Source organism: Massilia sp. NP310, from assembly GCF_019443485.1.
Taxonomy (GTDB): domain Bacteria; phylum Pseudomonadota; class Gammaproteobacteria; order Burkholderiales; family Burkholderiaceae_D; genus Telluria; species Telluria timonae.
On the sequence record NZ_CP080379.1, the window covers coordinates 1,958,710 to 1,984,114 of the forward strand.

Genomic DNA, 25,405 nt, shown 5'->3' on the forward strand with positions numbered 1-25,405 from the left:
TCCTGACGGCCCCTGTGCGTCTCCGATTCCCGCATCCCGGCGCCCCGCCTTCACCATCACACCCCTATGATCAGAATCGACCACCTGACCAAACGCTACGGCGAGCGCACCGTCGTCAACGACCTCAATCTGCACGTGCGCGCGATTCCGCATGCCGTCATGCTCACCTGCGCGCTGGCCGCGCCGGCGCTGGCGGAAGACATGGCCGCCGCCGCATCCGCCGACCCGGCCCAGGTCGTCGAAGTCAAGGGGCAGCGCAGCGAGGACGAGCGCCTGGCGCCTGGCACCGGCGCCAGGTCGCTGCCCGGCGGCGTCACCACGGTGACGTCGGAAGATCTCGCCACGCTGGACATCGGACGCGATATTTCGAACGTGTTCCGGCGCGTGCCGGGCGTGGTCGCCAACAATATCGACCAGGGCGACACCGGCAACGGGTTTCGCATGCGCGGCTTCGCCACCCAGGGCACGCACGGCGCCGACACCGCGATCTACATCGACGGCGTGCCGCAGAACATCCCGTCGAGCCAGGGCGGCGCCGGCCACGGCCCGGCATTTCTCGAGTGGATGACCGGCGACATGATCGACACGATCGACGTCATCAAGGGACCGGTCTCGGCGCTGTTTGGCGACCAGAACCGCGCCGGCGCGGTGGCGATCCGTACCCGCGAAGGCGGCGCCGCCACGCCCTCGAGCGCCACCGTGACCGTGGAAAGCTATGGCGGGCGGCGTGGCTCGCTGGTGCTCTCGAGCGAGCATGGCAAGCTGCGCTCGCTGGTCGTGGCCGACCGCTACAGCCTCGATGGCTTCCGCCACGGCGCCTTTACCGATCGCAGCAACCTGTTCTGGAAACTGTCGACCACGATCGGCGACGGCGTCTACAGCCTGCGCGCCACGTACTACAAGTCCGACTTCGCCGGCGCCGGCTACCTGTCGCTGCCGGCCATGGAAGCCGGCCTCGACCCGCATTCGACGATGTACGACCTGCCCGGCTTCGGCGCCGCGCAGCGCAAGACCCTGGTGTTCAACCGCCGCCCGGCATCGGGCGAGGCCGGCTGGTTCGCCACCGCCTACGCCGAGGACTTCGAGCGCAGCCGCGCGATCCAGACCAGCACCACCCAGCACACCTACGGCTACGACGATCGCGGCATCTACGGCGCGCGCGGCGGCAATACCTGGACCTTCGGCGACGCCGCCGTGCTGACGCTGGGCGCCGAGGCGCGCAAGGACAAGGGCGACGCGTATCGCCAGCAGTACCGCGAACGCCAGCCGACCGCCAACTACGTCAACAACCAGGACCTGGACCTGCTGACCTACGGCGTGTTCGTGCAGGGCCAGTACCGGGTACTGCCCACCGTCAAGCTGCATGGCGGCGCGCGTTACGACCGTTTCGACTACGACCTGGTCAACCTCAAGCTGCCGGCCGCGTCGACCGGCTACAAGGGTTCGGTGATCACGCCGAAGTACGGCGCGATCTGGATCGTCGCGCCCGACCTGGAACTGTACGCCAATATCGCGCAGGGCTTTCGCTCGCCGGCCGCCGAGCAGATCAGCACCAGCGGCAGCCTGGGACCGTTGGGCGCTGCGGGCGGACGCATCAACGCCGGCATCGATCCGAGCCGGGTCCGCTCGCACGATGTCGGGTTCAACGCCAGGCCGCTCGACGGCCTGAGCGTGTCCGGCGCGTTCTACACCATCCAGAACGACGACGAGATCGTCAACACCGCGCCCGACGTGTTCGTGGCCTCGGGCCAGACCACCCGCCGCGGCGTCGAACTCGACCTGCGCTACCAGTTCAGCAGCGCCTTCAGCACTTACCTGAACTATGGCCGCATCCTGCGCGCGCGCCTGGACAACCCGGCGCCCGGCGCCGGCGCCCACCTGTCGGTGCCGGAGCATACCTGGAAGGCCGGCGTGCAGTACCGCAGCGCACTGGGACCGGGCCGCCTGACGCTGGCCGGCGACGTGTATGTCACGGCCGGCAATCCCTACTACATGGGCACGCCCTTGTACGAACGCGATATGCCGACCTATGTGCGTTACGACGTCAAGGCGACCTATGACATCGGCAAGTTCCAGGGTGCGCTGTTCGCGACGCTGCAGCCGCACAAGTTCGCCAGCGACATCGCCTATGGCACGGCGGCCGGACTGGTGGTCACCACGGTGCCAGAGGCCAGCGGCGGTGCATCGCTGCGGTATTTCTTCTGACGCGGCGATAAAGAAGCGGGCGCGTGGCGGGCCGTAGCCCGGGTTCTGGCACATAAATTGCGTTCCGGGTTGGAGAACCCACCATTCCTCCGCCCATGAGCGCATCCGCCCCACACCCCGGCAAGCCGGGCGCCCAGCCGGTCCAGCGCATCGTCAAGATCCGGCGCGACTACAATACCTGGGTCGCCGACGAGACCATCGAGGATTATGCGTTGCGCTTTACCCCGCGCGCATTTCGCAAATGGTCGGTGTTCCGGGTCGCCAATACCGCCTTCGGCGCCATCTCCTTCCTGGTGCTCGAAGCGATCGGCGGCACCATCGCCCTGCAGTACGGTTTCATCAACGCCTTCTGGGCGATCCTGGCGGTGGGGCTGATCATCTTCCTGACCGGCCTGCCGATCAGCTACTATGCGGCGCGCCACGGCGTCGACATGGACCTGCTCACGCGCGGCGCCGGCTTCGGCTATATCGGCTCGACCGTCTCGTCCTTCGTCTACGCCTCGTTCACCTTCATCCTGTTCGCGCTGGAAGCGGCCATCATGGCCTATGCGCTCGAACTGTACTTCGGCCTGCCCCTGTGGCTCGGCTACCTGGCCAGCGCGCTGGTGGTGGTGCCGCTGGTGACGCATGGCGTGACCCTGATCAGCCGCATCCAGATGCTGACCCAGCCGCTCTGGCTCGGGCTGATGGCCCTGCCCTTCATCGCGATCCTGGTGAAGCGCCCGGAGTTGCCGGCCGAGCTGCTGCACTTCGGCGGTGCACAGGGCGGCCATGGCGGCTTCGACATGCTCGCTTTTGGTGCCGCGACCGCCGTCGGCGTGGCCCTGATCACCCAGATCGGCGAACAGGTCGACTTCCTGCGCTTCATGCCGCCTCAAAGCAAGCCCACACTCGGCTGGCACCTGGGCGTGCTGGTCGCCGGTCCCGGCTGGATCGTGCTGGGCATCCTCAAGATGCTGGCCGGCGCGCTGCTGGCGCTGCTGGCGATCGAGGGCGGCGCCAGCCTGGCCGAGGCCGTCAATCCCACCCATATGTACCTGGCCGGCTTCGGGGAGTTCTTCGACAGCCATGGCGCGGCGCTGCTGGCGACCGTGCTGTTCGTCGTGGTCTCGCAGATCAAGATCAACATGACCAACGCCTATGCCGGCTCGCTGGCGTGGTCGAACTTCTTCGCGCGCCTGACCCACAGCCATCCAGGGCGCGTGGTCTGGGCCTGCTTCAATGCCCTGATCGCGGTGCTGCTGATGGAAATGGACGTGTTCCAGGCGCTCGACCTGGTGCTGGCCCTGTTCTCGAACGTCGCCATCGCCTGGATCGCCGCGGTGGTGGCCGACCTGGTGGTCAACAAGCCGCTCGGCCTGAGCCCGCCCGGCATCGAGTTCCGGCGCGCCTACCTGTATGACATCAATCCGGTGGGCGTCGGCGCCATGCTACTGGCCTCGATCCTGTCGATCGCCGCCTTCGGCGGCCTGTTCGGCGCGGTCGCCCAGGCCTTCTCGGCCTTCATCGCCCTCGCCACCGCCTTTGTGGCGGCGCCCCTGATCGCCCACGCCACCCGCGGCCGCTACTACATGGCGCGCCAGCCGCATACCGACCCGCCGCGCAGCACCGTGTGCAGCATCTGCGAGAAGGAATACGAGCCGGAGGACATGGCCCAGTGCCCGGCCTACGGCGGCGCGATCTGCTCGCTGTGCTGCTGCCTCGATGCCCGCTGCGACGACGCCTGCAAGCCCCAGGCGCGCATCGCGGTGCAGTGGCAAGCGGCCATGCGCTGGCTCCTGCCGCGCGCCAGCTGGCCCTACCTGGGCGGCGGGCTCGGTCACTACCTGTTATTGATGACGGTCACCGTGCTGTTCCTGGGCGCCCTCCTCGGCACGCTCTACCTGCACGAGGCAGCCGCCCTGACCAGGAGCGGCGACGTCCGCCTGCTGGCGCCGCTGCAACTGGCGTTCGTGAAGCTGTTCGGCGCGCTGCTGCTGGTCAGCGCCATCATCGCCTGGTGGCTGGTGCTCAACAGCCAGAGCCGGCGCGTGGCGCAGGAAGAAGCGCAGCAGGCCAAGAAACAGGCCGACCAGGCCAACCAGGCCAAGAGCCGCTACATCGCCGGCATCAGCCATGAGATCCGCACCCCGCTCAACAGCATCCTCGGCTACGCCCAGCTGCTCGACGACGATCCATCCATTCCCGAGCACCGCCGCCAGGCGATCCGGGTAATCCGCGGCAGCGGCGAACACCTGCTGTCGCTGATCGAGGGAACGCTCGATATCGCGCGCATCGAGGGCGGCAAGCTCAGCATCGACCTGCGCCCGCTGCGGTTCGGCGCTTTCATCGGCCAGCTGGTGCGCATGTTCGAGCAGCAGGCCGCCGGCAAGGGCCTGGCCTTCGTCCATGAATGCGACGGCATGCTGCCGCCGCTGGTACGGGCCGACCGCAAGCGGCTCAGCCAGATCCTGATCAATCTCCTCGGTAACGCGGTCAAGTTTACGGCGCGCGGCGCGATCACATTCCGCCTGCGCTATGCGCGCGACATGGCGTACTTCGAGGTCGAGGATTCCGGGCCCGGCATCCTGCCCGAAGAGGTGGAAAGCATCTTCGAGCCGTTCACGCGCGGCAGCGCGGGCAATGCCGGCGACAGCGCCGGCACCGGACTGGGCCTGCCCATCAGCAAGCTGCTCACCGAGTTGATGGGCGGCGAACTGACGCTGCGGCCAAGCGCCGGCGGCGGCAGCGTGTTCGCGGTGCGCCTGCTCCTGCCGCGCGTGCATGGCGAGGCGCACAGTCCAACTGGCGGCCCGGCGCGGCGCCACGGCTATGCCGGCGCCCGGCGCCGCATCCTGGTGGTGGACAACGAGCGCAACGATCGCGAATTCCTGGTCCAGTTGCTGGCGCCTTTGGGCTTCGTGGTCGGCCAGGCGGCATCGGGCGCCGAATGCCTGCAGCACCAGGCCGGCTTCGCCCCCGACCTGATCCTGATGGATCTCGCCATGCCGGGCATCGACGGCTGGGAGACCAGCCACCTGCTGCGCACCGAGCACGGATGCCTGGCCCCGATCGCGATCGTCTCGGCCAACGCCTACGACAAGGGCTTGCCGAATCCGGCCGGCATCGGCGCCGACGATTTCTTCACCAAGCCGGTCCAGGTCGACGAGCTGCTCGACTGGATCGGACGGCGCCTGCGGCTCGACTGGCTCGGCGCCGCCCCCGCACCCGCACCCGCACCCGCGACCGCAGGCGCCTCGCCTCGCCTGCCTGCGCCTGGCGCACTGGCCGCGCTGCGCGCCCAGCTCGCGGCCGGCTACGTGCGCGGTATCCGCGCCGAACTGGATCGCCTCGCCGCGCTCGGCGCGGCGCACCACGACTTCGTCGAGCTGATGCGCGGGCATGCGGCCCGCCTCGACCTCGACGCCATGACACGCCTGATCGACACCGGAGAATCCCATGCCGCAAACGATTGAACGACCACCGGGCCCGGTGGTGCTGGTGGTGGACGACGTCCCCGACAACCTCGCCGTGCTGCACGATGCGCTGGACGAATCGGGCTACGCGGTGGTGGTGGCCAACAACGGCGCCACTGCGCTGGAGCGGGCGCGCGCGCTGGTGCCCGACATCGTGCTGCTCGACGCCGTGATGCCCGGCATGGATGGCTTCGAGGTCTGCCGCCAGCTCAAGGCCGACCTGCGCACGCGCGCCATTCCCGTGGTGTTCATGACCGGCCTCACCGAGGACGAACACATCCTCGCCGCATTCCAGGCCGGCGTCGCCGACTACGTGACCAAGCCGGTGCGCCAGAGCGAAGTGCTGGCCCGCATCGGCGCCCACATGCGCACCGCCAGCCTGGTCACCCAGGCGCGCAGCGCGCTCGACGCCTTCGGTCACGCGGTGCTGGTGGCCGGCCTGGACGGCCGCATCGCATGGCAGACGCCGCTGGCGCGCCAGTGGCTGCAGGCCTGGTTCCCGGAGGGCGCCGGGGCCGGCATGCCGGCGCGCGTGGCGCTCTGGCTGCGCGAGGCGGTCGCCGCCCGCGAACAGGGACAGGAACCGGCGCCGCTGGTGCTGGCGCAAGGCACGCGCCGCCTCGGCTTCGAGCTGGCCGAAGCGCTCGACGGCGGCTGCTACTCGATGGTGCTGCGCGAGGAGTCCGACGCCGCCCAGGTCCAGGGCCTGATGGCCGGATTCACGCTGACCCGGCGCGAAGCCGAGGTGCTGCACTGGGTCAGCAAGGGCAAGACCAACCGCGACATCGGCGACATCCTCGGCACCAGTCCGCGCACCGTGAACAAGCATCTCGAGCATGTCTTCGCCAAGCTCGGCGTCGAGACCCGCACGGCGGCGGCCTCGCTCGCGATGTCGCGTCCGGCGGCGGCAGGACGGTCCGCTAGACCGCCAGGTGCCGCCTGACCTCGTCGCTGTCCATGGTCGCGCGCGCGCCGGCCGCGACCACCGCGCCGCGCGACAGCACCAGGTAGCGGTCGGCCAGCGCATGGGCGAAGTCGAAGTACTGCTCGCACAGCAGGATCGCCATGTCGCCGCGCGCGCGCAGCAGGCCTATCACGCGCTCGATGTCCTTGATGATCGACGGCTGGATGCCCTCGGTCGGCTCGTCGAGGATCAACAGGCGCGGGCGTTGCAGCAGCGCGCGCGCGATTGCCAGCTGCTGCTGCTGGCCGCCCGACAGGTCGCCCCCGCGCCGCCGCAGCATGTCCTTCAGCACCGGGAACAGGGCGTAGACCTCGGGATCGATATGCCGTGCCGCGCGGCCCGGCAGGCCGGCCATGCCCATGCGCAGGTTCTCTTCCACCGTCAGGCGCGCGAAGATCTCGCGCCCCTGCGGCACATAGGCGATGCCGGCGGCGGCGCGCGCGTGCGGGCTGAGGCGCGTGACGTCGCGGCCTGCAAGCCGGACTCGTCCGGAGGCAACAGGCAGCACGCCCATCAGGCACTTGAGCAGCGTGGTCTTGCCCACGCCGTTGCGGCCCAGCAGGGCCAGGCACTGGCCCTGCTCGAGCGCCAGCGACACGCCGCGCAGGGTGTGCGAAGAACCGTAGTACTGGTTCAGGTCATCGGCTTGCAGCATCATGGTCAGCGTCCCAGGTAGACTTCGATCACACGTTCGTCGGCCTGCACTTCGTCCATGCGGCCTTCGGCCAGCACCGCGCCTTCGTGCAGCACCGTGACCTTGCCCTGGCGCGCGATCTCGGCGACGAAGCCCATGTCGTGCTCCACCACCATGATCGAGTGCCGTCCGCGCAGTTCGTCGAGCAGTTCGGCGGTGCGCGCGGTCTCGGCATCAGACATGCCGGCCACCGGCTCGTCGAGCAGGATCAGGGCCGGCTCCTGGATCAGCAACATGCCGATCTCGAGCCACTGCTTCTGGCCGTGCGACAGCAGGCCGGCCGCACGCCAGGCGTGATCCTCGAGGCGGGTCTGGCGCAGCACCGCGCCGATGCGGTCGCGCTGTTCGCCGTCGAGCCGCGCGAACAGGCAGGCGCGCACCCGCTTGTCCATCCTGAGCGCCAGCTCCAGGTTCTCGAACACCGTATGCGATTCGAACACGGTCGGGCGCTGGAACTTGCGGCCGATGCCGGCGCGCGCGATCTGGTGTTCGCTGAGCAGGGCCAGGTCGTGGCGCTGGCCGAACCACACGCGCCCCGAACCCGGTCGCGTCTTGCCGGTGATGACGTCCATCATCGTCGTCTTGCCGGCGCCATTGGGACCGATGATGCAGCGCAGCTCGCCCACCGAGATGTCGAGCGTCAGCCGGTTCAGGGCGCGAAAGCCATCGAAGCTGACGCTCACATCCTCCAGGTACAGGATGGCGCCGTGGCTGGCATCTAATGTGTCGTCATGGGCGACTCTCATGCCGCTTCCTCCAGTGTTGGCGCCTCGTGCGCGGCCGGCGCCGGCCGCCGGCGCGGAAGGCGCAGTCCGAGCAGGCCCTTCGGCATCAGGAGCGTGACCAGGATGAACAGCAGGCCGAGCGCGAACAGCCACAGGTCGGGAAAGGCGGCGGTGAACCAGCTCTTGAGGCCATTCACGGTGAATGCGCCCAGGATCGCCCCCAGCAGCGTGCCGCGCCCGCCCACCGCCACCCAGATCACCATCTCGATCGAGTTCGCCGGCGACATCTCGGACGGATTGACGATGCCGACCTGCGGCACGTACAGCGCGCCGGCGATGCCGCACAATACCGCCGACAGGGTCCACACGAACAGCTTGAACCACAAGGGGTCGTAGCCCAGGAACATCAGGCGCGGCTCGGCGTCGCGCACACCCTGCAATATGCGGCCCAGGCGCGAGGCGACCAGCCAGCGGCACAGGCACAGCGCGCCGACCAGGAAGGCCAATGTGGCCAGGTACAGCGCGGCGCGGGTGCCTGGCGCCGTGATGTCGTAGCCCAGGATACGCCGAAAGTCGGTAAAGCCGTTGTTGCCGCCGAAGCCGGTATCGTTGCGGAAGAACAGCAGCATGCCGGCATACGCCAGGGCCTGGGTGATGATCGAGAAATACACGCCCTTGATGCGCGAGCGGAAGGCGAAGTAGCCGAACACGAAGGCCAGCACACCCGGCACCAGCACCACCAGCGCCATGCAGTACCAGAAGCTGTCGGTCATGGCCCAGAACCAGGGCAGTTCCTGCCAGTCCAGAAAGACCATGAAGTCGGGCAGCGCGCTGCCGTACACGCCGTCGCGGCCGATCGCACGCATCAGGTACATGCCGTGGGCGTAGGCGCCCAGCGCGAAGAACAGCGCGTGGCCCAGCGACAGGATGCCGGTGTAACCCCACACCAGGTCGAGCGCCAGCGCGGCCAGCGCGTAGCACATGAACTTGCCGACCAGCGCCAGCGTATAGCCGGAGACGTGCAGCGCATGCTCGGGCGGGAACGCCAGGTGCAGCACCGGCAGCAGCGCCGCCAGCAGCGCCAGCGCGGCGATCAATGTGCCCGTGAAGGTCCTCGGCTTCGTCATTCCACGCTCCTTCCCTTGAGGGCGAACAGTCCCTGCGGCCGCAGCTGGATGAAGACGACGATGAACACCAGGATGCCGATCTTGGCCGGCACGGCGCCGGCGAGCGGCTCCAGCAGCTTGTTCAATTCGCCCAGGCCGAGCGCCGCGATCACGGTGCCGGCCAGCTGGCCGACGCCGCCCAGCACCACCACCATGAACGAATCGATGATGTAGGCCTGGCCCAGGTCGGGGCCGACGTTGCCCAGCTGCGACAGCGCCACGCCGCCCAGGCCGGCGATGCCGGAACCCAGGCCGAAGGTCAGCATGTCGATGCGTCCGGTCGGCACGCCGACGCAGTCGGCCATGCGGCGGTTCTGCATCACGGCGCGCACGAACAGCCCGAGCCGGGTGGCATTGAGCAGCAGCCAGACGGCGGCCGTCACCAGGATCGCGAACACGATGATGGCGATGCGGTTGTAGGGCAGCACCAGCGAGCCGAGCACCGTCACCCCGCCCGACATCCAGGCCGGATTGGCCACCTCGACGTTCTGCGCCCCGAACAGCGTGCGCACCCCTTGCATCAGCACCAGGCTGATGCCCCAGGTGGCGAGCAGGGTTTCCAGCGGACGGCCATACAGCCAGCGGATCACAGTGCGCTCGATCGCCATGCCGGCCAGGGCCGCCACCGCGAAAGCGGCCGGCAACGCCGCCAGCAGGTACAGATCGAGCGCGTCCGGCAGGTAGCGCCGGAACAAGGTCTGCACCAGCCAGGTCGTGTAGGCGCCGATCATCAGCAGTTCGCCGTGCGCCATATTGATCACGCCCATCAGTCCGAAGGTGATGGCCAGCCCGAGCGCCACCAGCAGCAGCACGCTGCCCAGCGACAGCCCCTGGAACAGGTGACCGGCCAGGTCGGCGCGGCGCTGGCGGCCGTCGAGCGCGCCCAGCGCCCGGGCTGCGGCGACCCGCACCGCATCAATCGGCTCGGCGCCCGGCTCCAGCAGCGCCTGCAGCAGCGGACGCTGGGCGGCGCCGCCCAGCTCTCCCAGCTGCTGCGCGGCGAGGCGGCGCTGCGCCGGATCGTCCGCGCCCAGGGCGGCGCGCGCCACCAGCAGCGCCAGCAGCGCGCGCACCGCGTCGTCGGTTTCGGCGGCCAGGGCGCGCCGCGCCAGCGGCAGCTGGGCCGGGTCGGGCTCGGCGGCGAGCATGGCGCGCGCCGCCGCCAGCCGCCGCGCGCCCTGCGGGGCCATCAGGTCCATGCCGGACAGCGCCGCCGCGATGGCGGTGCGCAGGCGGTTGTTGACGACGATCGTCTCGGCGCCCTCGGGCAGCTCGCCCTGCGGGCCGGCGATGCCGACCTGGCCGTCCGCGGTGGCGTACAGGGCGTCGTCCTGCAGTGCGCGCAGCAGCGCCGCCGCCTGCGGCGTCGCCAGCGCGCCGAGCGCCGCCACCGCCTCGACCCGGGCGTCGGGATCGTCGCCGGCCAGCGGCTGCAGCAGCGCCGGCGCCACGCCGGCCGGCGCGGCCAGGGCGGCGCCGGCCGCCAGCCAGAGCCAGAATGCGGCAGCGCCCAGCAGTGCGCGTAGCAGGTGAACCATCATGCGGCTTCTCCCCGGTCTCGGCGTTGAAAGTCGGCGCCGGTCACAGCTTCTGTTTGCTCTCGTTGCCCTTGATATAGGGGCTCCAGGGCTGGGCGCGGATCGGCGCCTTGCTCTTCCAGACCACGTTGAACTGGCCGTCGGCCCTGATCTCGCCGATCATCACCGGCTTGTGCAGGTGATGGTTGCTCGCATCCATGGTCAGCGTGAAGCCGGACGGCGCCTTGAACGACTGGCCCGCCATGGCCGCGATCACCTTGTCGGTGTCGACCGACTTCGCCTTCTCGACCGCCTGCGCCCACATGTGGATGCCGACATAGGTCGCTTCCATCGGGTCGTTGGTGACCGCCTTGTCCGCGTTCGGCAGCTTCCTAGCGGCCGCGTAGGCGCGCCACTTTCTGGTGAAGTCGACGTTGACCGGGTTCTTCACCGACCCGAAGTAGTTCCAGGCCGCCAGGTGGCCGACCAGCGGCCGGGTATCGACGCCGCGCAGCTCTTCCTCGCCGACCGAGAACGCCACCACCGGCACCTCGGTCGCCTTCAGGCCGGCGTTGCCCAGCTCCTTGTAGAACGGGACGTTGGAGTCGCCGTTGATGGTCGAGATCACGGCGGTCTTGCCGCCGGCCGAGAACTTCTTGATGTTGGCGACGATCGTCTGGTAGTCGGCATGGCCGAACGGCGTGTAGGCTTCCTGGATGTCGCTGTCCTTCACCCCTTTGCTTTTCAGGAAAGCGCGCAGGATCTTGTTGGTGGTGCGCGGATACACATAATCGGTGCCGAGCAGGACGAAGCGGCGCGCCCCACCGCCGTCCTTGCTCATCAGGTATTCGACCGCGGGAATCGCCTGCTGGTTGGGCGCGGCGCCGGTGTAGAACACATTCTTCTCGAGCTCTTCGCCTTCGTACTGCACGGGGTAGAACAGCAGGCCATTGAGTTCCTTGAACACCGGCAGCACCGACTTGCGCGACACCGAGGTCCAGCAGCCGAACACCGCGGCCACCTTGTCCTTGGCGATCAGCTGGCGCGCCTTCTCGGCGAACAGCGGCCAGTTCGAGGCCGGGTCGACCACCACCGGCTCGAGCTTGCGGCCCAGCACCCCGCCCTTGGCATTGATTTCCTCGATGGCCATCAAGGCCACGTCCTTGAGCGTGGTTTCCGAGATCGCCATGGTGCCGGACAGCGAATGCAGGATGCCGACCTTGATGGTGTCGGCGGCCATGGCCGGCAGGCTGCCGCCCAGCACGGCGGTGGCGGCGGCGATGCGGGTCAGGCTGGCGATGAAACGGCGGCGCTGTTGCATGGGAAGTGCTCCTGGTGGATGAGGAATGCGAAAAGCTTAGCGAGGCGCACCAGCCCCGCCCATACGTCAACTGACGTAGTGGCGCGACCGGCGCCGATCTACGTCACTTATCTACGTCACTTATCTACGTCACTTAGCGTATTGAGCCCGCGCGGCCGGCCCGGGATACTGACGAGGCAGCGCACAGCGTTCCCGCAACCGATCGCCAACCCCACACGCATACCATGGACAAACACCCGAGTGCTCCTCCCCTTTCCACCGCGTTCTGGACGCTGGCCGACTGGGCCGCCGCCTACCGCGACGGCGCCGATCCCTCCGCGCTGCTGGCGCCGCTGGTTGCGGCCCTGGACGACGCTGACCCGGCCTGGATCAGCCGCCTGGGCCACGCCGCGCTCGCCGCGCGCCTGGAACGGCTAACGCAGCAGCGTGAAGCGGCAGGGGACGACCGTCTTCCGCTGTACGGCGTGCCGTTCGCGGTCAAGGACAATATCGACGTGGCCGGCCTGCCGACCACCTGCGCCTGCCCCGATTTCGCCTACCGGCCCGAGGCCAGCGCCGCCGTCGTCGAGCGCCTGGAAGCGGCCGGCGCGGTGGTGATCGGCAAGACCAACCTCGACCAGTTCGCCACCGGCCTGGTGGGCACCCGCTCGCCCCATGGCGCGGTGCCCAACGCCTTCGATCCTGCCTACATCAGCGGCGGCTCGAGTTCGGGCTCGGCCTCGGTCGTGGCGCGCGGCCTGGTGCCGTTCGCGCTCGGCACCGACACCGCCGGCTCGGGCCGGGTCCCGGCCGGCCACAACAACCTGGTGGGCTTGAAGCCGACGCGCGGACTGGTGTCCACCCGCGGCCTGGTCCCGGCCTGCCGCTCGCTCGACTGCATCACCGTGCTGGCCCTCGGCGTGGACGACGCCGCCGCGGCGCTGCGCGTCATGGCCGGCTACGACGCCGACGATCCCTATTCGCGCCGCGCGCCGCCACGCCCGGCGGCGTGGCCGGCGCGGCCGGTGCTGGGCGTGCCGCTCGATCCCGACTGGTTCGGCGACAGCCACGCGCGCCAGGCGCACGAAGACGCGCTGCGGCGCCTCGAAGCCGATGGCGTGGAACTCAAGCCGGTCGACTTTAGCCCGCTGTTCGAGACGGCCGCGCTGCTCTACGAAGGGCCATGGGTGGGCGAGCGCTACGCCGCGATCGAAAGCCTGATGCAAGACCATCCCGAGTCGGTGCATCCGACCGTGCGCGCCATCGTCGCCAGGGCCACCGGTTTCAGCGCGGTCGACGCCTACCAGGCCGAATACCGGCGCATGGCGCTGGCGCGCCAGGCCGAAGCCCTGATGGCGGGCCTCGACGGCCTGCTGGTGCCGACCGCGCCCACCATCCCCACGATCGCGGACGTGTTGGCCGACCCGGTGGCCCTGAATTCGCGCATGGGCGTGTACACCAATTTCGTCAACCTGCTGGACTGGAGCGCGATCGCGGTGCCGGCCGGGATGCGCGCCGACGGCCTGCCGGCCGGCCTCACCCTGATCGCCCCCGGCTGGCACGAGGCGCGCCTGCTGGAGTTCGGCCGGCGCTGGCAGGCGGCCTCGCCCTGGCTGCGCGGGGCGTCGAAGCGGCCGCTGCCCCTGCCGGCGGCGCCGGCGCTCGAAGGACAGGTCGTGGTCGCGGTGGTCGGCGCGCACCTGTCGGGCATGCCGCTCAACTGGCAACTGGCCGAACGCGGTGCGGTATTGCTGGAGACCGCCCACACCTCGCCCGCCTACCGCCTGTACGCGCTGCCCGGCACGGTCCCGCCCAAGCCGGGCCTGGTGCGCACCGGCGACGGCGCCCCGATCGCGCTCGAACTGTGGGCGATGCCGGTCGAGCGCTTCGGCTCGTTCGTGGCCTTGATCCCGGCGCCGCTGGGCATCGGCACGCTGGAGCTGGCCGATGGCCGCAGCGTGCAGGGCTTCGTGTGCGAAGCCTGGGCCACCGCCGGCGCCGAGGACATCACGGCGCTGGGAGGCTGGCGCGCCTATATCGCCCGCCGCTGAGCCACCGCCACCTGACCGGAGTACGCCACCATGTTCCATACCGTCCTGATCGCCAACCGCGGCGAAATCGCCGTGCGCATCGCCCGCACGCTCAAGAAAATGGGTATCCGCTCGGTCGCCGTCCATTCGGACGCCGACCGCGACAGCCTGCACGTCGCCGCCGCCGATGTGGCTATTTCTCTGGGTGGCGACAGCGCCGCCGAGAGCTATCTGCGCGGCGAGCGCATCATCGAGATCGCACGCGCCAGCGGCGCCCAGGCCATCATCCCGGGCTACGGCTTCCTGTCCGAGAACACCGCATTCGCCGAACAGTGCGCGGCGGCAGGCATCGTGTTCGTCGGCCCGACGCCCGAGCAGGTGCGGCGCTTCGGCCTGAAGCACACCGCGCGCGAGATCGCGGCGGCGGCCGGGGTGCCGCTCACGCCCGGCACCGGCCTGCTGCAGGACTTCCAGCAGGCGCGCGCGGCCGCCCTGGAGATCGGCTATCCGGTCATGCTCAAGAGCACCGCAGGCGGCGGCGGCATCGGCCTGTCGCGCTGCGACGACGAGGCGCAGCTGGAAGCGGCCTTCGCCTCGGTGCAGCGCCTCGGCCAGAACTTCTTCAAGGACAGCGGCGTGTTCATCGAGCGCTTCGTCGCCGACGCCCGCCACGTCGAAGTGCAGATCTTCGGCGATGGCCGCGGCCGGGTCGTGGCGCTGGGCGAGCGCGATTGCTCGGTGCAGCGCCGCAACCAGAAAGTGATCGAGGAGACCCCGGCCCCGCACCTGCCGCCGGCCACCCGCGCCGCCATGCTGGACGCCGCCGTGCGCCTGGGCCAGGCGGTCGACTACGTCTCGGCCGGCACGGTCGAATTCATCTACGACGGCGCGCGCGACGCGTTCTACTTCCTGGAGGTGAACACCCGCCTGCAGGTCGAGCACCCGATCACCGAGGCCGTAACAAGCCTCGACCTGGTCGAATGGATGGTCCGCATCGCCGCCGGCGAGCCGCCTTCGTTAGACGACCTGGCGCCGCCGCAGGGCGCGGCGATCGAAGTGCGGGTGTATGCCGAGAACCCGGCGCGCGACTTCCAGCCGGCGCCGGGCGTGCTGACCGAGGTGGCTTTCCCGGAGCACGTGCGGGTCGACACCTGGGTACGCACCGGCACCGAGGTATCGGCGCACTACGACCCCATGATCGCCAAGATCATCGCCCATGGCGCCGACCGCGAGGATGCGCGCAAGAAGCTCCTGGCGGCGCTGGACGCCACCCGCCTGCACGGCAGCGCCACCAATCTCGACTACCTGCGCGGCATCCTGGCCAGCCGCGCCTTCATTGAAGGCCGGGTATCGACCGCCTTCCTCGACCGCTACACCCATGTCTCGCCACTAGTCGAGGTGCTGAGTGGCGGCACCTACACCACGGTGCAGGACTACCCGGGCCGCGCCGGCTACTGGGACATCGGCGTGCCGCCCTCGGGCCCGATGGACGACCTGGCGTTTCGCCTGGCCAACCGCATCGTCGGCAACCCCGAGGATGCGGCCGGCCTCGAATGCACGCTGCAGGGCCCGACGCTGCGCTTCCACGGCGACGCGCTGATCGCGCTGACCGGCGCGACTGCCGAGGCCACCCTCGACGACGGCCCGCCGCTGGCCTGGTGGCAGCCGGTCGCGGTGCGCGCCGGCCAGGTGCTGCGCATGGGGCGCGCGGCGAGCGGCTGCCGCAGCTACATCGCCCTGCGCCACGGCCTCGACATCCCCGACTACCTGGGCAGCAAGTCGACCTTCGTCCTCGGAAAATTCGGCGGCCACGCGGGGCGCACGCTGGGCGTGGGCGACGTGCTGCCGATCTGCCGGCCCGGGGCGCCACTGGACGCGCCGCGCGCGCTGGCGCCGGCACTGGCGCCGGCCTACGGCAGCCACTGGGACATTGGGGTGCTGTACGGCCCGCACGGCGCGCCGGATTTCTTCACCGAGGACAGCATCGCGACCTTCTTCGCCACCGACTACGAGGTGCACTACAACTCGAACCGGCTGGGGGTGCGCCTGCTCGGCCCGAAGCCGGAATGGACGCGCAGCGACGGCGGCGAGGCCGGCCTGCACCCGTCGAACGTGCACGACTGCGTGTACGCGATCGGCAGCGTCAACTTTACGGGCGACACGCCGGTGATCCTCACCTGCGACGGGCCGAGCCTGGGCGGCTTCGTGTGCCCGGTCACGATCGCCCGCGCCGAGCTGTGGAAGGTGGGCCAGGTCAAGCCGGGCGACACCATCCGCTTCCGGCGCATCGGCTTCGACGACGCGCTCGCGCTGGAACTGGCCATGGACGGCGCGATCCGAGACCTTCGCCCCCTGCCCGGCCTGCCCATGCAAGCGCCGGCCGCCATGTCGAGCTGCATACTGGCCACGCTACCGGCCAGCGGCACGCGCCCGGCGGTGGCCTACCGCCAGGCCGGCGACAAGTACATCCTGCTCGAATACGGCCCGAACGTGCTGGACCTGCGCGCGCGGCTGCGCGTGCACCTGCTGATGGAGGCGCTGACCGCCCTGCGCCTGCCGGGCGTGCGGGAGCTGTCGCCCGGCGTGCGCTCGGTGCAGATCCACTACGACAGCCGGGTGCTGGCGCAGGCCGCGCTGCTGGGTCACCTGATGGCGCTGGAGACGCAACTGCCCGACGTCGCCGGCCTGCGGGTGCCGAGCCGCATCGTGCACCTGCCGCTGGCGTTCGAGGATTCGGCGACGCTCGGCGCCGTCGCGCGCTACCGCGAAACGGTCAAGGCCGAGGCGCCCTGGCTGCCGAACAACGTCGATTTCATCCAGCGCATCAATGGGCTGGACAGCCGCGACATGGTGCGCGACGCGATATTCGACGCCAGCTACATGGTGATGGGCCTGGGCGACGTCTACCTGGGCGCCCCATGCGCGGTGCCGCTCGACCCGCGCCACCGCCTCCTGACCTCCAAGTACAACCCGGCGCGCACCCATACCGCCGAAGGCACGGTGGGGATCGGCGGCATCTATATGTGCATCTACGGGATGGATTCGCCCGGCGGCTACCAGCTGGTCGGACGCACGGTGCCGATCTGGAACAAGTTCCTGCACAACCGGCAGTTCGGCGACCAGCCGTGGCTGCTACGCTTCTTTGACCGGGTGCGCTTCTATCCGGTGAGCGAGGCCGAGCTGGAGCGATTCCGCGACGACTTCCGCGCAGGGCGCGCCCAGGTGCGGATCGAAGACGCGCTATTCGACCTGGATGAACACGAACGCGGGCTGGCTGAGGATGCCGATGCGATCGCGGTCTTCAAGGCGCGTCAGCAGGCTGCGTTCACGGCCGAGGTGGCGCTGTGGCATGGCGACGCGGGCGCCGGCGCGGCGCATGAGGACGAGAACCAGCCTGAATCGACCGATGGTGCGGGATCCACGGTCGCCGCGGAAATGTCGGGGAATGTGTGGAAGCTGATGGTGGAACCAGGCCAGGCGGTGCGGGCCGGAGAAGTGGTGGCCATCCTCGAGGCCATGAAGATGGAATTCTCGGTGCAGGCGCCGCATGCGGGGACGGTCACCGCCGTGTATTGCCGGGCCGGCAGGATGGTGCATGCGGGGCAGGCGCTGTTCGCGCTCGATCCGGTCGATGCCTGTGCGGGGGTGGCGGCGTGACCCGACGCGAGGCGGCTCCGGCAAGACGGAGCACCGAAAGCCAATCCCGCCGGCGCAGGCCCCGGGGATAAGGTCTTCTATGGGTTGAGCGTGGAAAACTCGCAACAATGTTAAAAAATGAATCGTGCGCGTAAAAAAAATTCTTCGCTTATCTTACTATGTTTCATTAACAATTTTTTAACAACCAAGGAACTAGTTTAATGAAGACCGTCTCGCTCCGCCTCCTGTCCAGCCTGGTCCTGATGGCCGCTTCGTTCTCGGCCTCGGCCGGTCCCAACGTGGTCAAGGCGCTTGAAATCAAGGGCGTGTTCAATGAAAAAGTTGGTCCTGCGCCGCAATGTGCGTCGTCGCTCGGCGGCAAGCTTGCCGGCCACGGTGAGACGGCCGAAGGAACGCCGGTCGCGTTCGTCGGCGGAGATTGCTTCGCCCAGTCTGGCACCACATTCACCTTCAGCAATGGCAAGTTCGTCCTGCTGTATCCAAACGGCGACCAGATTTTCGCCAACTACGGTGGCCAGTTCGTTCCCACCGGCGCAGGCACTGCCTACGTCATGAACGGCGGCACCTTCACCATCACCGGCGGCACCGGCACCTATGCTCGCGCAACCGGTGGCGGCTACCTGACCGGCACCGAAGACTTGTCCAACGGCGCCGGCACGATCGGGTTATCGGGTCGTGTTTATTACAAGCAGAAGTGATCGCTGAAACAGCGCCAAGCCGCGCTGATACTGCGTCATGACGGACAAGGTAAAAAGAGCGGGATGTATCGCGCTCTTTTTACCTCCCGCTCGTTTTCCTGACGGTTTGAATAGCCACTCATTGGCTGGCACGATAGCTGGGGCGATTGCATGGGTGGATAGCGTGTTGTCGTCAGAACTGCACCCCACGCGTGAGCCCGCCGTCAACCAGCAGATTGGTGCCGGTCGTGAATCCCGCCGCCGGGCTGGCAAGAAATACCGTGGCGCGCGCCACCTCGTCGGGCGTCGCCATGCGGCCGAGCGGATTCGCGGCCAGGCAGGCGGCGAAGGTTTCCGGCTGATTGCGCTTGATGTCACCCCATACCCCATCGGCGAAATACACATTTCCAGGCGAAACCGTATTGACACGGATGCCATCGGCGGCGTGCCGCGTCGACAGCGTCTTTCCGTAATGGGTCAGCGCTGCCTTCAGCACCCCGTATGGTTCGGCAAACATGTCGATCTCACGTCCCGACACGCTGGAGATCAGCACGATCGAGGCCGCGTCCGACTCCTGCAGATGCGGCAGCGCCGCCTTGACCATCGCCGCGGTGCCGAGCAGGTCTGTCTCGAAGGCGCGCCGCCAGGTGGCCAGGTCGTCGCCGCCGGCCAGCGCGCTGACGTTCGGCACCACGATGTCCAGCCCGCCCATGCGGCGCGCCGCCTCCCCGACCCAGGCCGTCACCTGGGCCGCATCGGTGACGTCGACCGCCGCGCCGCAAGCGCGCGCGCCGAAGGCGTCCTGCGCCGCCGCCACACCGCCGGCATTGCGCGCGCAGAACGCCACCTGCGCGCCCTCGGCCAGAAAGCATTCGACGATCGCGCGGCCGATGCCGCGCGAGCCGCCGCTGACCAGTACCTTGCGTCCTTGCAGTCCGAGATCCATGAGAGTGTCCTTTCTGAAGTGAAAAAGGCCAGTCGGATGACTGGCCTGATGGCGCCCCGCTGGCTTACTTGCGCAGCTTGTAGGCGATGATGGCGTCGCTGTTGCCGGTTTCCATGAAGGCGTGACCGGTGGCGGCGATCAGGATGTATTGCTCGCCGTTGACCTCATAGGCGATCGGGTTGGCCTGGCCGCCGGCCGGCAGCACGTCGGTCCAGACGGTCTTGCCGGTGCGGATGTCGATCGCGCGGAACAGGTTGTCGGTGGCGGCGCCGATGAACACCAGGCCGCCGGCCGTCACCACCGAACCGCCGTTGTTGGGCAGGCCGATGTCGAACGGGATGTACGACGGGATACCCCATGGGCCGTTGCGGCGCGCCGTGCCGAGCGGGCCGTCCCACAAGGTCTCACCCGTGTCCAGGCTGACGGCGCGGATGCCGCCGTACGGCGGCGCCGTGCATGGCACGCCGGTGCCGATATTGCGCCAGCCCGCATTCACGCTGATGGCGTACGGCGCATTGATCTGCGGGTAGACCGAGGAACCGCCCTCGCCCTTGCCGGCCGCCTTGGCGTTGGCGTCCTTGCTGGCGTAGATCGGCTGCACGCCCATCCTGTTGGCCTGTTCGCGCGGGATCAGCTGGCTGCGGTTCGGCACGTCGTTGTAGTTGGCGATCAGGATGCGGCGCACCGGGTCGATCGCGACCGAACCCCAGTCCGAGCCGCCGTTGTAGCCGGGGTACTGGATCCACGGCTTGTCGCTCGACGGCGGGGTCAGGTAGCCGGCGTAGTTCGACTGGCGGAACTGGATCCGGCACATCAGCTGGTCGACCGGCGAGAAGCCCCACATGTCGGCTTCAGTCTTTGGGTCCTTGCGCAGGCTGTGCCAGAGCGACGTCGGCTGGGTGTCGGCCACGAAGTCCGGCTCCACCGAACCGAGCTTGGGCGCCTTGACGCTGCCGATCGGGATCAAGGGCTTGCCGGTGGCGCGGTCGAAGATGTACATATCGCCCTGCTTGGTCGGCAGCAGGATGGCGGCGACCGGCTTGCCGTCGGGGCCGGGATAATCCAGCAGGCTCGGCTGGCTGCCGAGGTCGTAGTCCCACAGGTCGCGCTGCAGCGCCTGGAAGTGCCAGACGTCGCGGCCGGTGGTCACGTCCACCGCCACCAGCGAATCCGAGTATGTGTTCTCGGCGGCGCTGCGGTTGCCGCCGAAGTAGTCGATCGACGAATTACTGATCGGCAGGTAGACCAGGCCGAGCGCCTCGTCGCCGACCGCCGTGGTCCACATATTCGGGGTGCCGCGGGTGTACGTCTGGCCCGCCGCAGGACCCTTGACATTGTCCGGATTGCCCAGGTCCCAGGCCCAGGCCAGCTGGCCGGTGACGGCGTCGTAGCCGCGGATTACGCCCGACGGCGCATCTTCGTCCTGGCCGTCGCGCACCTGGGCGCCGGTGACGATCACGCCGCGCACCACGGTCGGCGCCGCCGTCGGCGAATACCAGCCCGGCACCTTCTTGCCGAGATCCTGCCACAGGTCGACCTGGCCCGGCTTGCCGCCGGCGCCGCCGAAGCCGGCGCACGGTTTGCCGTCGCGCAGGTCGACCGCGACGATGCGGGCATCCAGCGTGGTGCTGATCACGCGCGTCTTGCAGGCGGCATCGTCAGCCAGCTGGGGCGCGGTGTACACCGCCACGCCGCGGCAGACGGCGGCGTGGGCGATGCCTTCGCCCGGCACCTGCGGATCGTAGCGCCAGCGCTGTTCTCCGGTGGCGGCGTTGACGGCGAACAGGATGTTCTTGGCCGAGCACACCAGGAGGTCGTTGCCGATCTTGAGCGGCGTGTTGGCCGGCGAATAGCGCTCACCCTTGGCCGGCAGGTCGCCGGTATGGAACACGAAGGCGCGCTCCAGGCGGCCGACGTTATCCGGCGTGATCTGCGACAGCGCGCTGTAGCGCTGGGCGCTGGCGTCGCCGCCATAGGTCGGCCAATCGGCCGTGGTCCCGCCGACCGCGCCGGCCAGGACGGCCGGGAACTGCGCGGATTCGACGCTGCGCACGCCTTCGCGCGCGACCAGCACGCCGAGGATTGCCAGCACGGCGATCGCGGCCAGCGCCGAAGCGGTCTGCAGTGGGTCGAGCGCCCGCCGGCGCGCGCCGACGGCTGGTGACCGCGAAGGCATCGGCGACAGCGCGAGCGCCAGCATGAACAGCACCGTGACGCCGACCACGCGCGGCACCAGGCCCCAGCCATTGAAGCCGACTTCCCACACGGCCCAGGCCAGCGTGGCCAGCCAGGCGATGCCGATCACGGCCTGGCCACCGCGCTTCCTGCGCGCCAGCAGCACGGCCCCGGCCAGCAGGGCGGCGCCGGCCAGCGCATAGTAGGGGCTGCCGCCGACGGCGATCAGCCAGATTCCGCCACCCAGCATGGCCAGGCCGAACAGGCCGATGAACAGGGTAATGACGACGAGGGCGATGCGCCAGCCCGTGCCAGCCGCCGGCGCGGACGGCTGGGCGGGGTTGCCCTTCTTGTTGGTAGTACTCATGGTGCTCCAGTTTTCACGACGATAAAGATGAACAGGTCTTGCGACAGCGCTTTCAGCCCACCGGGCGGCGCGCTCCGAAGACCGAAAGGGCCGCGCCGACGATCAGCAGGATGCCGACCACGGCGAAGGCGGCGGCAAACCCGCCGGTGCCCGCCACCACGTAGCCGGTGACGATCGGCGCCAGCAGGCCAAACAGGTTGCCGACGGCGGTGACGAAGCCGGCGGCGGTGCCCACGTCCTGGTTCGAGCGCAGCAGGTCGTTGACCAGGGACAGGTTGAGCGAGATGGCCGAGGCGCAGGTGGCCAGCGACAGCGTGATGACCAAGAGGATGGCCCAGGTCTCGGCCAGCATCGGCACCAGCAGGATCACGGACGATCCGAGCAGCACGGCGCCGACCACCAGCCGGCGGCTGCCGCGTTGCGCCGCGGCCGGGCTGACCACCAGGTCGCTGACGCGGCCGACCACGATCGCTAGCACCGCCGCGCCGAGGTAGGGAATCGCCGTGTACATCGAACTCGTCATCACCGACAGGCCCTTTTCCGCCTGCAGGTAGGAAGGCAGCCAGGTCAGGAAGAAATAGGTCGCATACACGGCGCAGCCGTGCGACAGGCCGATGGCCCACATGGTGCGCGAGCGGGCCAGGCCGCGGATGCCGAGCGGCGCGACCGCGGTGGCGCCGACGGTGGCGTTTGCGGCGTCGCCGTCGGTGATCTCGCGCAGCTCGGCCGCGCTCAGCCACGGCGCCTTGCTCGGGTGGCGGTACCATTTGAGCCAGGCCGCCAGCCAGATGAAGCCGGTCGCACCGGCCACCACGAAGGCGATGCGCCAGCCGACCGTGGTGATCAACCAGCCGAAGCCGATCGCGCCGACCGCCGGCCCGACCAGGCTGCCGCTGTGGAATACCGCGGTGGCCATGCCGCGCTCCTTGAGCGGCATCCAGTCGCGCACCACGCGCGCCCCGGCCGGGTAGGTGGTCGCCTCGCCGGCGCCCATCACCAGGCGCGCCGCCAGCAGCGAATAGAAGCCGGTGGCGAAGGCGGTGCACACGGTGGCGACCGACCACACGCCGATGCCATAGGTGTTGACCTGCTTGGGTCCGTAGCGCCCGACCAGGTAGCCCATCGGGATCAGGGCGATGAAGTACAGCCACACGAAGGACGACAGCAGGTAGCCCATGGCCACCGGCGAGATGCCGAATTCTTCCTTGAGGGCGGTGGAGGCGACCGACAGCGAGATCCGGTCGATGTAGTTGATCAGTGTTAGCGTGAAGAGGAAAACGTAAATCCAGATACGTTTCCGGGGTCCTGCCGCGGGCGTGGATGGCGTGGCCACCGCTTGGTCGATGTGCATCTCCGAATTCCTTGTCGTTTTTATCGTGGGGCGCCCGGCAAGAAAGGCGCCGCGTCTCGACGGCGCCTGCCTGCCTGCCAGCCGGGCCTGGCATTCGCGGTGGCGTCAGCCCAGCCAGGCGCGGACGTCGGCCGCCATCGCCTCGAGCGAGATGCGGTAGCGGTCGTGCAGCGTCGGCAGCGCGCCGGCGTCGAGAAACGCGTCCGGCAGCGCCACGTGGCGCAACTCGGGCTGGACCCGCGCGTGCAGCAGGGCCAGCGCGATCGCTTCGCCCAGGCCGCCGACCACGCTGTGGTTCTCGGCCACCACGACCAGCCGCCCTGCGCGCCGGCATTGCGCCACGATGGTGTCGACGTCGAGCGGCTTGATGGTGGCCACATGCAGCACCGCCACCTCGATGCGATCCTGCGCCAGCTTGTCCGCCACTTCCAGCGCGCGCATCGTCATCAGGCCGCTGGAGATCACCAGCACGTCCTTGCCATCGCGCAGCAGCCTGGCCTTGCCGATCTCGAACTGGCCATCGTAGTCGTCCAGGACCAGCGGCACCCGGCCGCGCGACAGGCGCATGTAGACCGGCCCTTCATGGCGCGCGATCGCGGCCACGCACTGGCTGGTCTCGAGCGCGTCGCAGGGGTCGATCACCGTCATGTTCGGGATCGCGCGCATCAGGGCCAGGTCTTCGGTGGCCTGGTGGCTGGGACCGTAGCCGGTGGTCAGGCCCGGCAGCGCGGCGCAGATCTTGACGTTCAGGTTTTCTTCCGCGATCACCTGGTGGATGAAGTCATAGGCGCGGCGGGTGGCGAACACGGCGTAAGTGGTGGCGAACGGGATGAACCCCTCCTTCGCCATGCCGCCGGCAGCCGCCATCAGCAACTGCTCGGCCATGCCCATCTGCACGAAGCGCTCCGGATATTCACGGGCGAAGATGTGCAGGTCGGTGTACTTGGCCAGGTCGGCGGTCAGGCCGACGATGCGCGGATCGCGCTTGCCCGCCTCGATCAGCGCATGGCCGAACGGGGCCGGCTGGGTTCGCTGTCCTTCGGAGGCGATCGAGGCGATCATCGCCGAGGTGGTCAGGCGCGGCTTGGCCGGCGTGCCGTGTTCTGCGGTCGGGACGGGATTCATGCGCGGCTCCATTCGGCGTAGGTGGCATCGAGGTCGGTCAGGGCCCGCTGCCACTCGTCGGCCTCGACCCGGATGAAGTGGTTCTTTTCGCGCTGCTCCAGGAACGGCACGCCCTTGCCCATCAGCGTGTCGCACAGGATCACGCGCGGCTGCTCGCCCTCGAAGGCGAGCGCGGTGTCGAAGGCGGCGATCACCGCCGCCAGGTCGTTGCCGTCGACCCGCTGCACGTGCCAGCCGAAGGCTTGCCACTTGTCCACCAGCGGCTCGAACTGCAGGATGTCGTGCGACGGGCCGTCGGCCTGCTGGCGGTTGATGTCGACCAGGTTGATCAGGTTGGACAGCTTGTGGTGCGCGGCCGACATGGCCGCTTCCCACACGGCGCCCTCGTCCAGTTCGCCATCGGACATCGAATTGAACACGCGCGCGCTGCTGCCCTTCATGCGCAGCGCCAGCGCCTGGCCGACGCCGATCGCCAGGCCCTGGCCGAGCGAACCACCCGAGATTTCCATCCCCGGCGTATAGGTGGCCATGCCCGACATCGGCAGGCGGCTATCGTCCGAGCCATAGGTTTCGAGTTCGTCCTCGTGCAGCACGCCCGCCTCGAACAGCGCGGCGTACAGGGCGATGGCGTAGTGGCCGTGCGACAGCAGGAAGCGGTCGCGCCCTTCCCATTCCGGCTCGGCCGGGCGCAGGTTCATGGCGTGGCAATATGCCACGGCCAGCACGTCGGCCCAGCCGAGAGCCTGGCCGACGTAGCCCTGGCCCTGCACTTCGCCCATGCGCAGGGCGAAGCGGCGCATGCGCCAGGCATGGGCGCGGATTGTCTGGAATGCGGTAGATGCGACCTGGTCGCCGGAATCGGGCATGGTCTCCCCTGATCGAAAAGTGGATAAGAAGGCGCTGGACTCGGCGATTTCATGCAAAATGTTCACCGATGCGGGCCTTTCTTGTTGAAGGCTGATCTTTATTTTCACGCAAAACAGATGACTGCCACAAAAGAAATATTTACGCCGGATAGTGAATCGAATTCACTAATAAAGCAGTTTCGGCG

General features: G+C 68.9%; 16 protein-coding genes. 6 read left to right on the forward strand and 10 right to left on the reverse strand.

Translation table 11 applies throughout. The features are described from left to right. Window positions 1-66 precede the first annotated feature (66 nt). From KY496_RS08430 to KY496_RS08440, 3 genes are all read left to right on the forward strand, one after another. On the forward strand, window positions 67-2,205 hold the full coding sequence (locus KY496_RS08430) for a TonB-dependent receptor (protein ID WP_219864479.1): 2,139 nt from the start codon (window positions 67-69) through the stop codon (window positions 2,203-2,205). A gap of 95 nt (window positions 2,206-2,300) precedes the next feature. Further along, the gene (locus tag KY496_RS08435; RefSeq protein WP_219864480.1) at window positions 2,301-5,660 is read left to right on the forward strand and encodes an ATP-binding protein; all 3,360 of its coding nucleotides are present in this window, start codon (window positions 2,301-2,303) and stop codon (window positions 5,658-5,660) included. After that, window positions 5,644-6,603: a DNA-binding response regulator gene (locus tag KY496_RS08440; protein WP_071362268.1), complete on the forward strand. Its 960-nt coding sequence runs from the start codon at window positions 5,644-5,646 to the stop codon at window positions 6,601-6,603. The genes KY496_RS08435 and KY496_RS08440 overlap by 17 nt, the downstream gene beginning before the upstream one ends. Here KY496_RS08440 and urtE read toward each other — a convergent pair. The 5 genes from urtE to urtA are packed head-to-tail and all read right to left on the reverse strand — an operon-like array spanning window position 6,581 to window position 12,047. Continuing rightward, a complete protein-coding gene (urtE, locus tag KY496_RS08445) occupies window positions 6,581-7,279 on the reverse strand; it encodes an urea ABC transporter ATP-binding subunit UrtE (protein WP_184238949.1) in 699 nt (232 codons plus the stop codon). The genes KY496_RS08440 and urtE overlap by 23 nt on opposite strands. A 5-nt stretch (window positions 7,280-7,284) precedes the next feature. Beyond that, a complete protein-coding gene (gene urtD, locus KY496_RS08450; RefSeq protein ID WP_219864481.1) occupies window positions 7,285-8,064 on the reverse strand; it encodes an urea ABC transporter ATP-binding protein UrtD in 780 nt (259 codons plus the stop codon). Then, window positions 8,061-9,170, reverse strand: coding sequence for an urea ABC transporter permease subunit UrtC (gene urtC / locus KY496_RS08455; protein ID WP_219864482.1), 1,110 nt, complete (start codon window positions 9,168-9,170; stop codon window positions 8,061-8,063). The genes urtD and urtC overlap by 4 nt, the downstream gene beginning before the upstream one ends. Beyond that, complete coding sequence (gene urtB, locus KY496_RS08460) at window positions 9,167-10,750, reverse strand: urea ABC transporter permease subunit UrtB (protein ID WP_229520477.1); 1,584 nt, start codon at window positions 10,748-10,750, stop codon at window positions 9,167-9,169. Before urtB ends, urtC begins: the two co-directional genes overlap by 4 nt. A 40-nt stretch (window positions 10,751-10,790) precedes the next feature. Next, window positions 10,791-12,047, reverse strand: coding sequence for an urea ABC transporter substrate-binding protein (urtA, locus tag KY496_RS08465; RefSeq protein ID WP_219864483.1), 1,257 nt, complete (start codon window positions 12,045-12,047; stop codon window positions 10,791-10,793). Between the two features lie 224 nt (window positions 12,048-12,271). On the opposite strand from urtA, the gene atzF reads away from it, so the two are divergent. From atzF to KY496_RS08480, 3 genes are all read left to right on the forward strand, one after another. Further along, window positions 12,272-14,077 carry an allophanate hydrolase gene (gene atzF, locus KY496_RS08470; RefSeq protein WP_219864484.1) on the forward strand — a complete coding sequence of 602 codons (1,806 nt, stop codon included), beginning with the start codon at window positions 12,272-12,274 and terminating at the stop codon, window positions 14,075-14,077. Window positions 14,078-14,107: 30 nt separating this feature from the next. Continuing rightward, window positions 14,108-17,713, forward strand: a complete 3,606-nt coding sequence (uca, locus tag KY496_RS08475; RefSeq protein ID WP_219864485.1) for an urea carboxylase — start codon at window positions 14,108-14,110, stop codon at window positions 17,711-17,713. Between the two features lie 200 nt (window positions 17,714-17,913). Next, window positions 17,914-18,411, forward strand: coding sequence for a hypothetical protein (locus tag KY496_RS08480; RefSeq protein WP_005667070.1), 498 nt, complete (start codon window positions 17,914-17,916; stop codon window positions 18,409-18,411). A 172-nt stretch (window positions 18,412-18,583) separates the two neighbouring features. Here the strand turns inward: KY496_RS08480 and KY496_RS08485 are convergent, their stop codons facing one another. From KY496_RS08485 to KY496_RS08505, 5 genes are all read right to left on the reverse strand, one after another. Next, entirely contained in the window at window positions 18,584-19,336 is a 753-nt protein-coding gene (locus KY496_RS08485) for an SDR family NAD(P)-dependent oxidoreductase (protein ID WP_219864486.1), read from the reverse strand. Between the two features lie 64 nt (window positions 19,337-19,400). Then, window positions 19,401-21,878 (reverse strand): pyrroloquinoline quinone-dependent dehydrogenase, encoded by a 2,478-nt coding sequence (locus KY496_RS08490; RefSeq protein WP_219864487.1) that lies wholly within the window; start codon window positions 21,876-21,878, stop codon window positions 19,401-19,403. Between the two features lie 52 nt (window positions 21,879-21,930). Further along, entirely contained in the window at window positions 21,931-23,229 is a 1,299-nt protein-coding gene (locus KY496_RS08495; protein WP_219864488.1) for an MFS transporter, read from the reverse strand. Between the two features lie 105 nt (window positions 23,230-23,334). After that, on the reverse strand, window positions 23,335-24,354 hold the full coding sequence (locus KY496_RS08500) for a transketolase family protein (RefSeq protein WP_005667062.1): 1,020 nt from the start codon (window positions 24,352-24,354) through the stop codon (window positions 23,335-23,337). Then, on the reverse strand, window positions 24,351-25,220 hold the full coding sequence (locus KY496_RS08505; RefSeq protein WP_219864489.1) for a transketolase: 870 nt from the start codon (window positions 25,218-25,220) through the stop codon (window positions 24,351-24,353). Before KY496_RS08505 ends, KY496_RS08500 begins: the two co-directional genes overlap by 4 nt. Window positions 25,221-25,405: the final 185 nt, after the last annotated feature.

What these genes read in the sequence shown, in the direction of transcription:
- KY496_RS08430 (WP_219864479.1), top strand. Translation starts at nt 67, where the DNA reads ATGATCAGAATCGACCACCTGACCAAACGCTACGGCGAGCGCACCGTC.
- KY496_RS08435 (WP_219864480.1), top strand. Translation starts at nt 2,301, where the DNA reads ATGAGCGCATCCGCCCCACACCCCGGCAAGCCGGGCGCCCAGCCGGTC.
- KY496_RS08440 (WP_071362268.1), top strand. Translation starts at nt 5,644, where the DNA reads ATGCCGCAAACGATTGAACGACCACCGGGCCCGGTGGTGCTGGTGGTG.
- urtE (WP_184238949.1), bottom strand. Translation starts at nt 7,279, where the DNA reads ATGCTGCAAGCCGATGACCTGAACCAGTACTACGGTTCTTCGCACACC.
- urtD (WP_219864481.1), bottom strand. Translation starts at nt 8,064, where the DNA reads ATGAGAGTCGCCCATGACGACACATTAGATGCCAGCCACGGCGCCATC.
- urtC (WP_219864482.1), bottom strand. Translation starts at nt 9,170, where the DNA reads ATGACGAAGCCGAGGACCTTCACGGGCACATTGATCGCCGCGCTGGCG.
- urtB (WP_229520477.1), bottom strand. Translation starts at nt 10,750, where the DNA reads ATGATGGTTCACCTGCTACGCGCACTGCTGGGCGCTGCCGCATTCTGG.
- urtA (WP_219864483.1), bottom strand. Translation starts at nt 12,047, where the DNA reads ATGCAACAGCGCCGCCGTTTCATCGCCAGCCTGACCCGCATCGCCGCC.
- atzF (WP_219864484.1), top strand. Translation starts at nt 12,272, where the DNA reads ATGGACAAACACCCGAGTGCTCCTCCCCTTTCCACCGCGTTCTGGACG.
- uca (WP_219864485.1), top strand. Translation starts at nt 14,108, where the DNA reads ATGTTCCATACCGTCCTGATCGCCAACCGCGGCGAAATCGCCGTGCGC.
- KY496_RS08480 (WP_005667070.1), top strand. Translation starts at nt 17,914, where the DNA reads ATGAAGACCGTCTCGCTCCGCCTCCTGTCCAGCCTGGTCCTGATGGCC.
- KY496_RS08485 (WP_219864486.1), bottom strand. Translation starts at nt 19,336, where the DNA reads ATGGATCTCGGACTGCAAGGACGCAAGGTACTGGTCAGCGGCGGCTCG.
- KY496_RS08490 (WP_219864487.1), bottom strand. Translation starts at nt 21,878, where the DNA reads ATGAGTACTACCAACAAGAAGGGCAACCCCGCCCAGCCGTCCGCGCCG.
- KY496_RS08495 (WP_219864488.1), bottom strand. Translation starts at nt 23,229, where the DNA reads ATGCACATCGACCAAGCGGTGGCCACGCCATCCACGCCCGCGGCAGGA.
- KY496_RS08500 (WP_005667062.1), bottom strand. Translation starts at nt 24,354, where the DNA reads ATGAATCCCGTCCCGACCGCAGAACACGGCACGCCGGCCAAGCCGCGC.
- KY496_RS08505 (WP_219864489.1), bottom strand. Translation starts at nt 25,220, where the DNA reads ATGCCCGATTCCGGCGACCAGGTCGCATCTACCGCATTCCAGACAATC.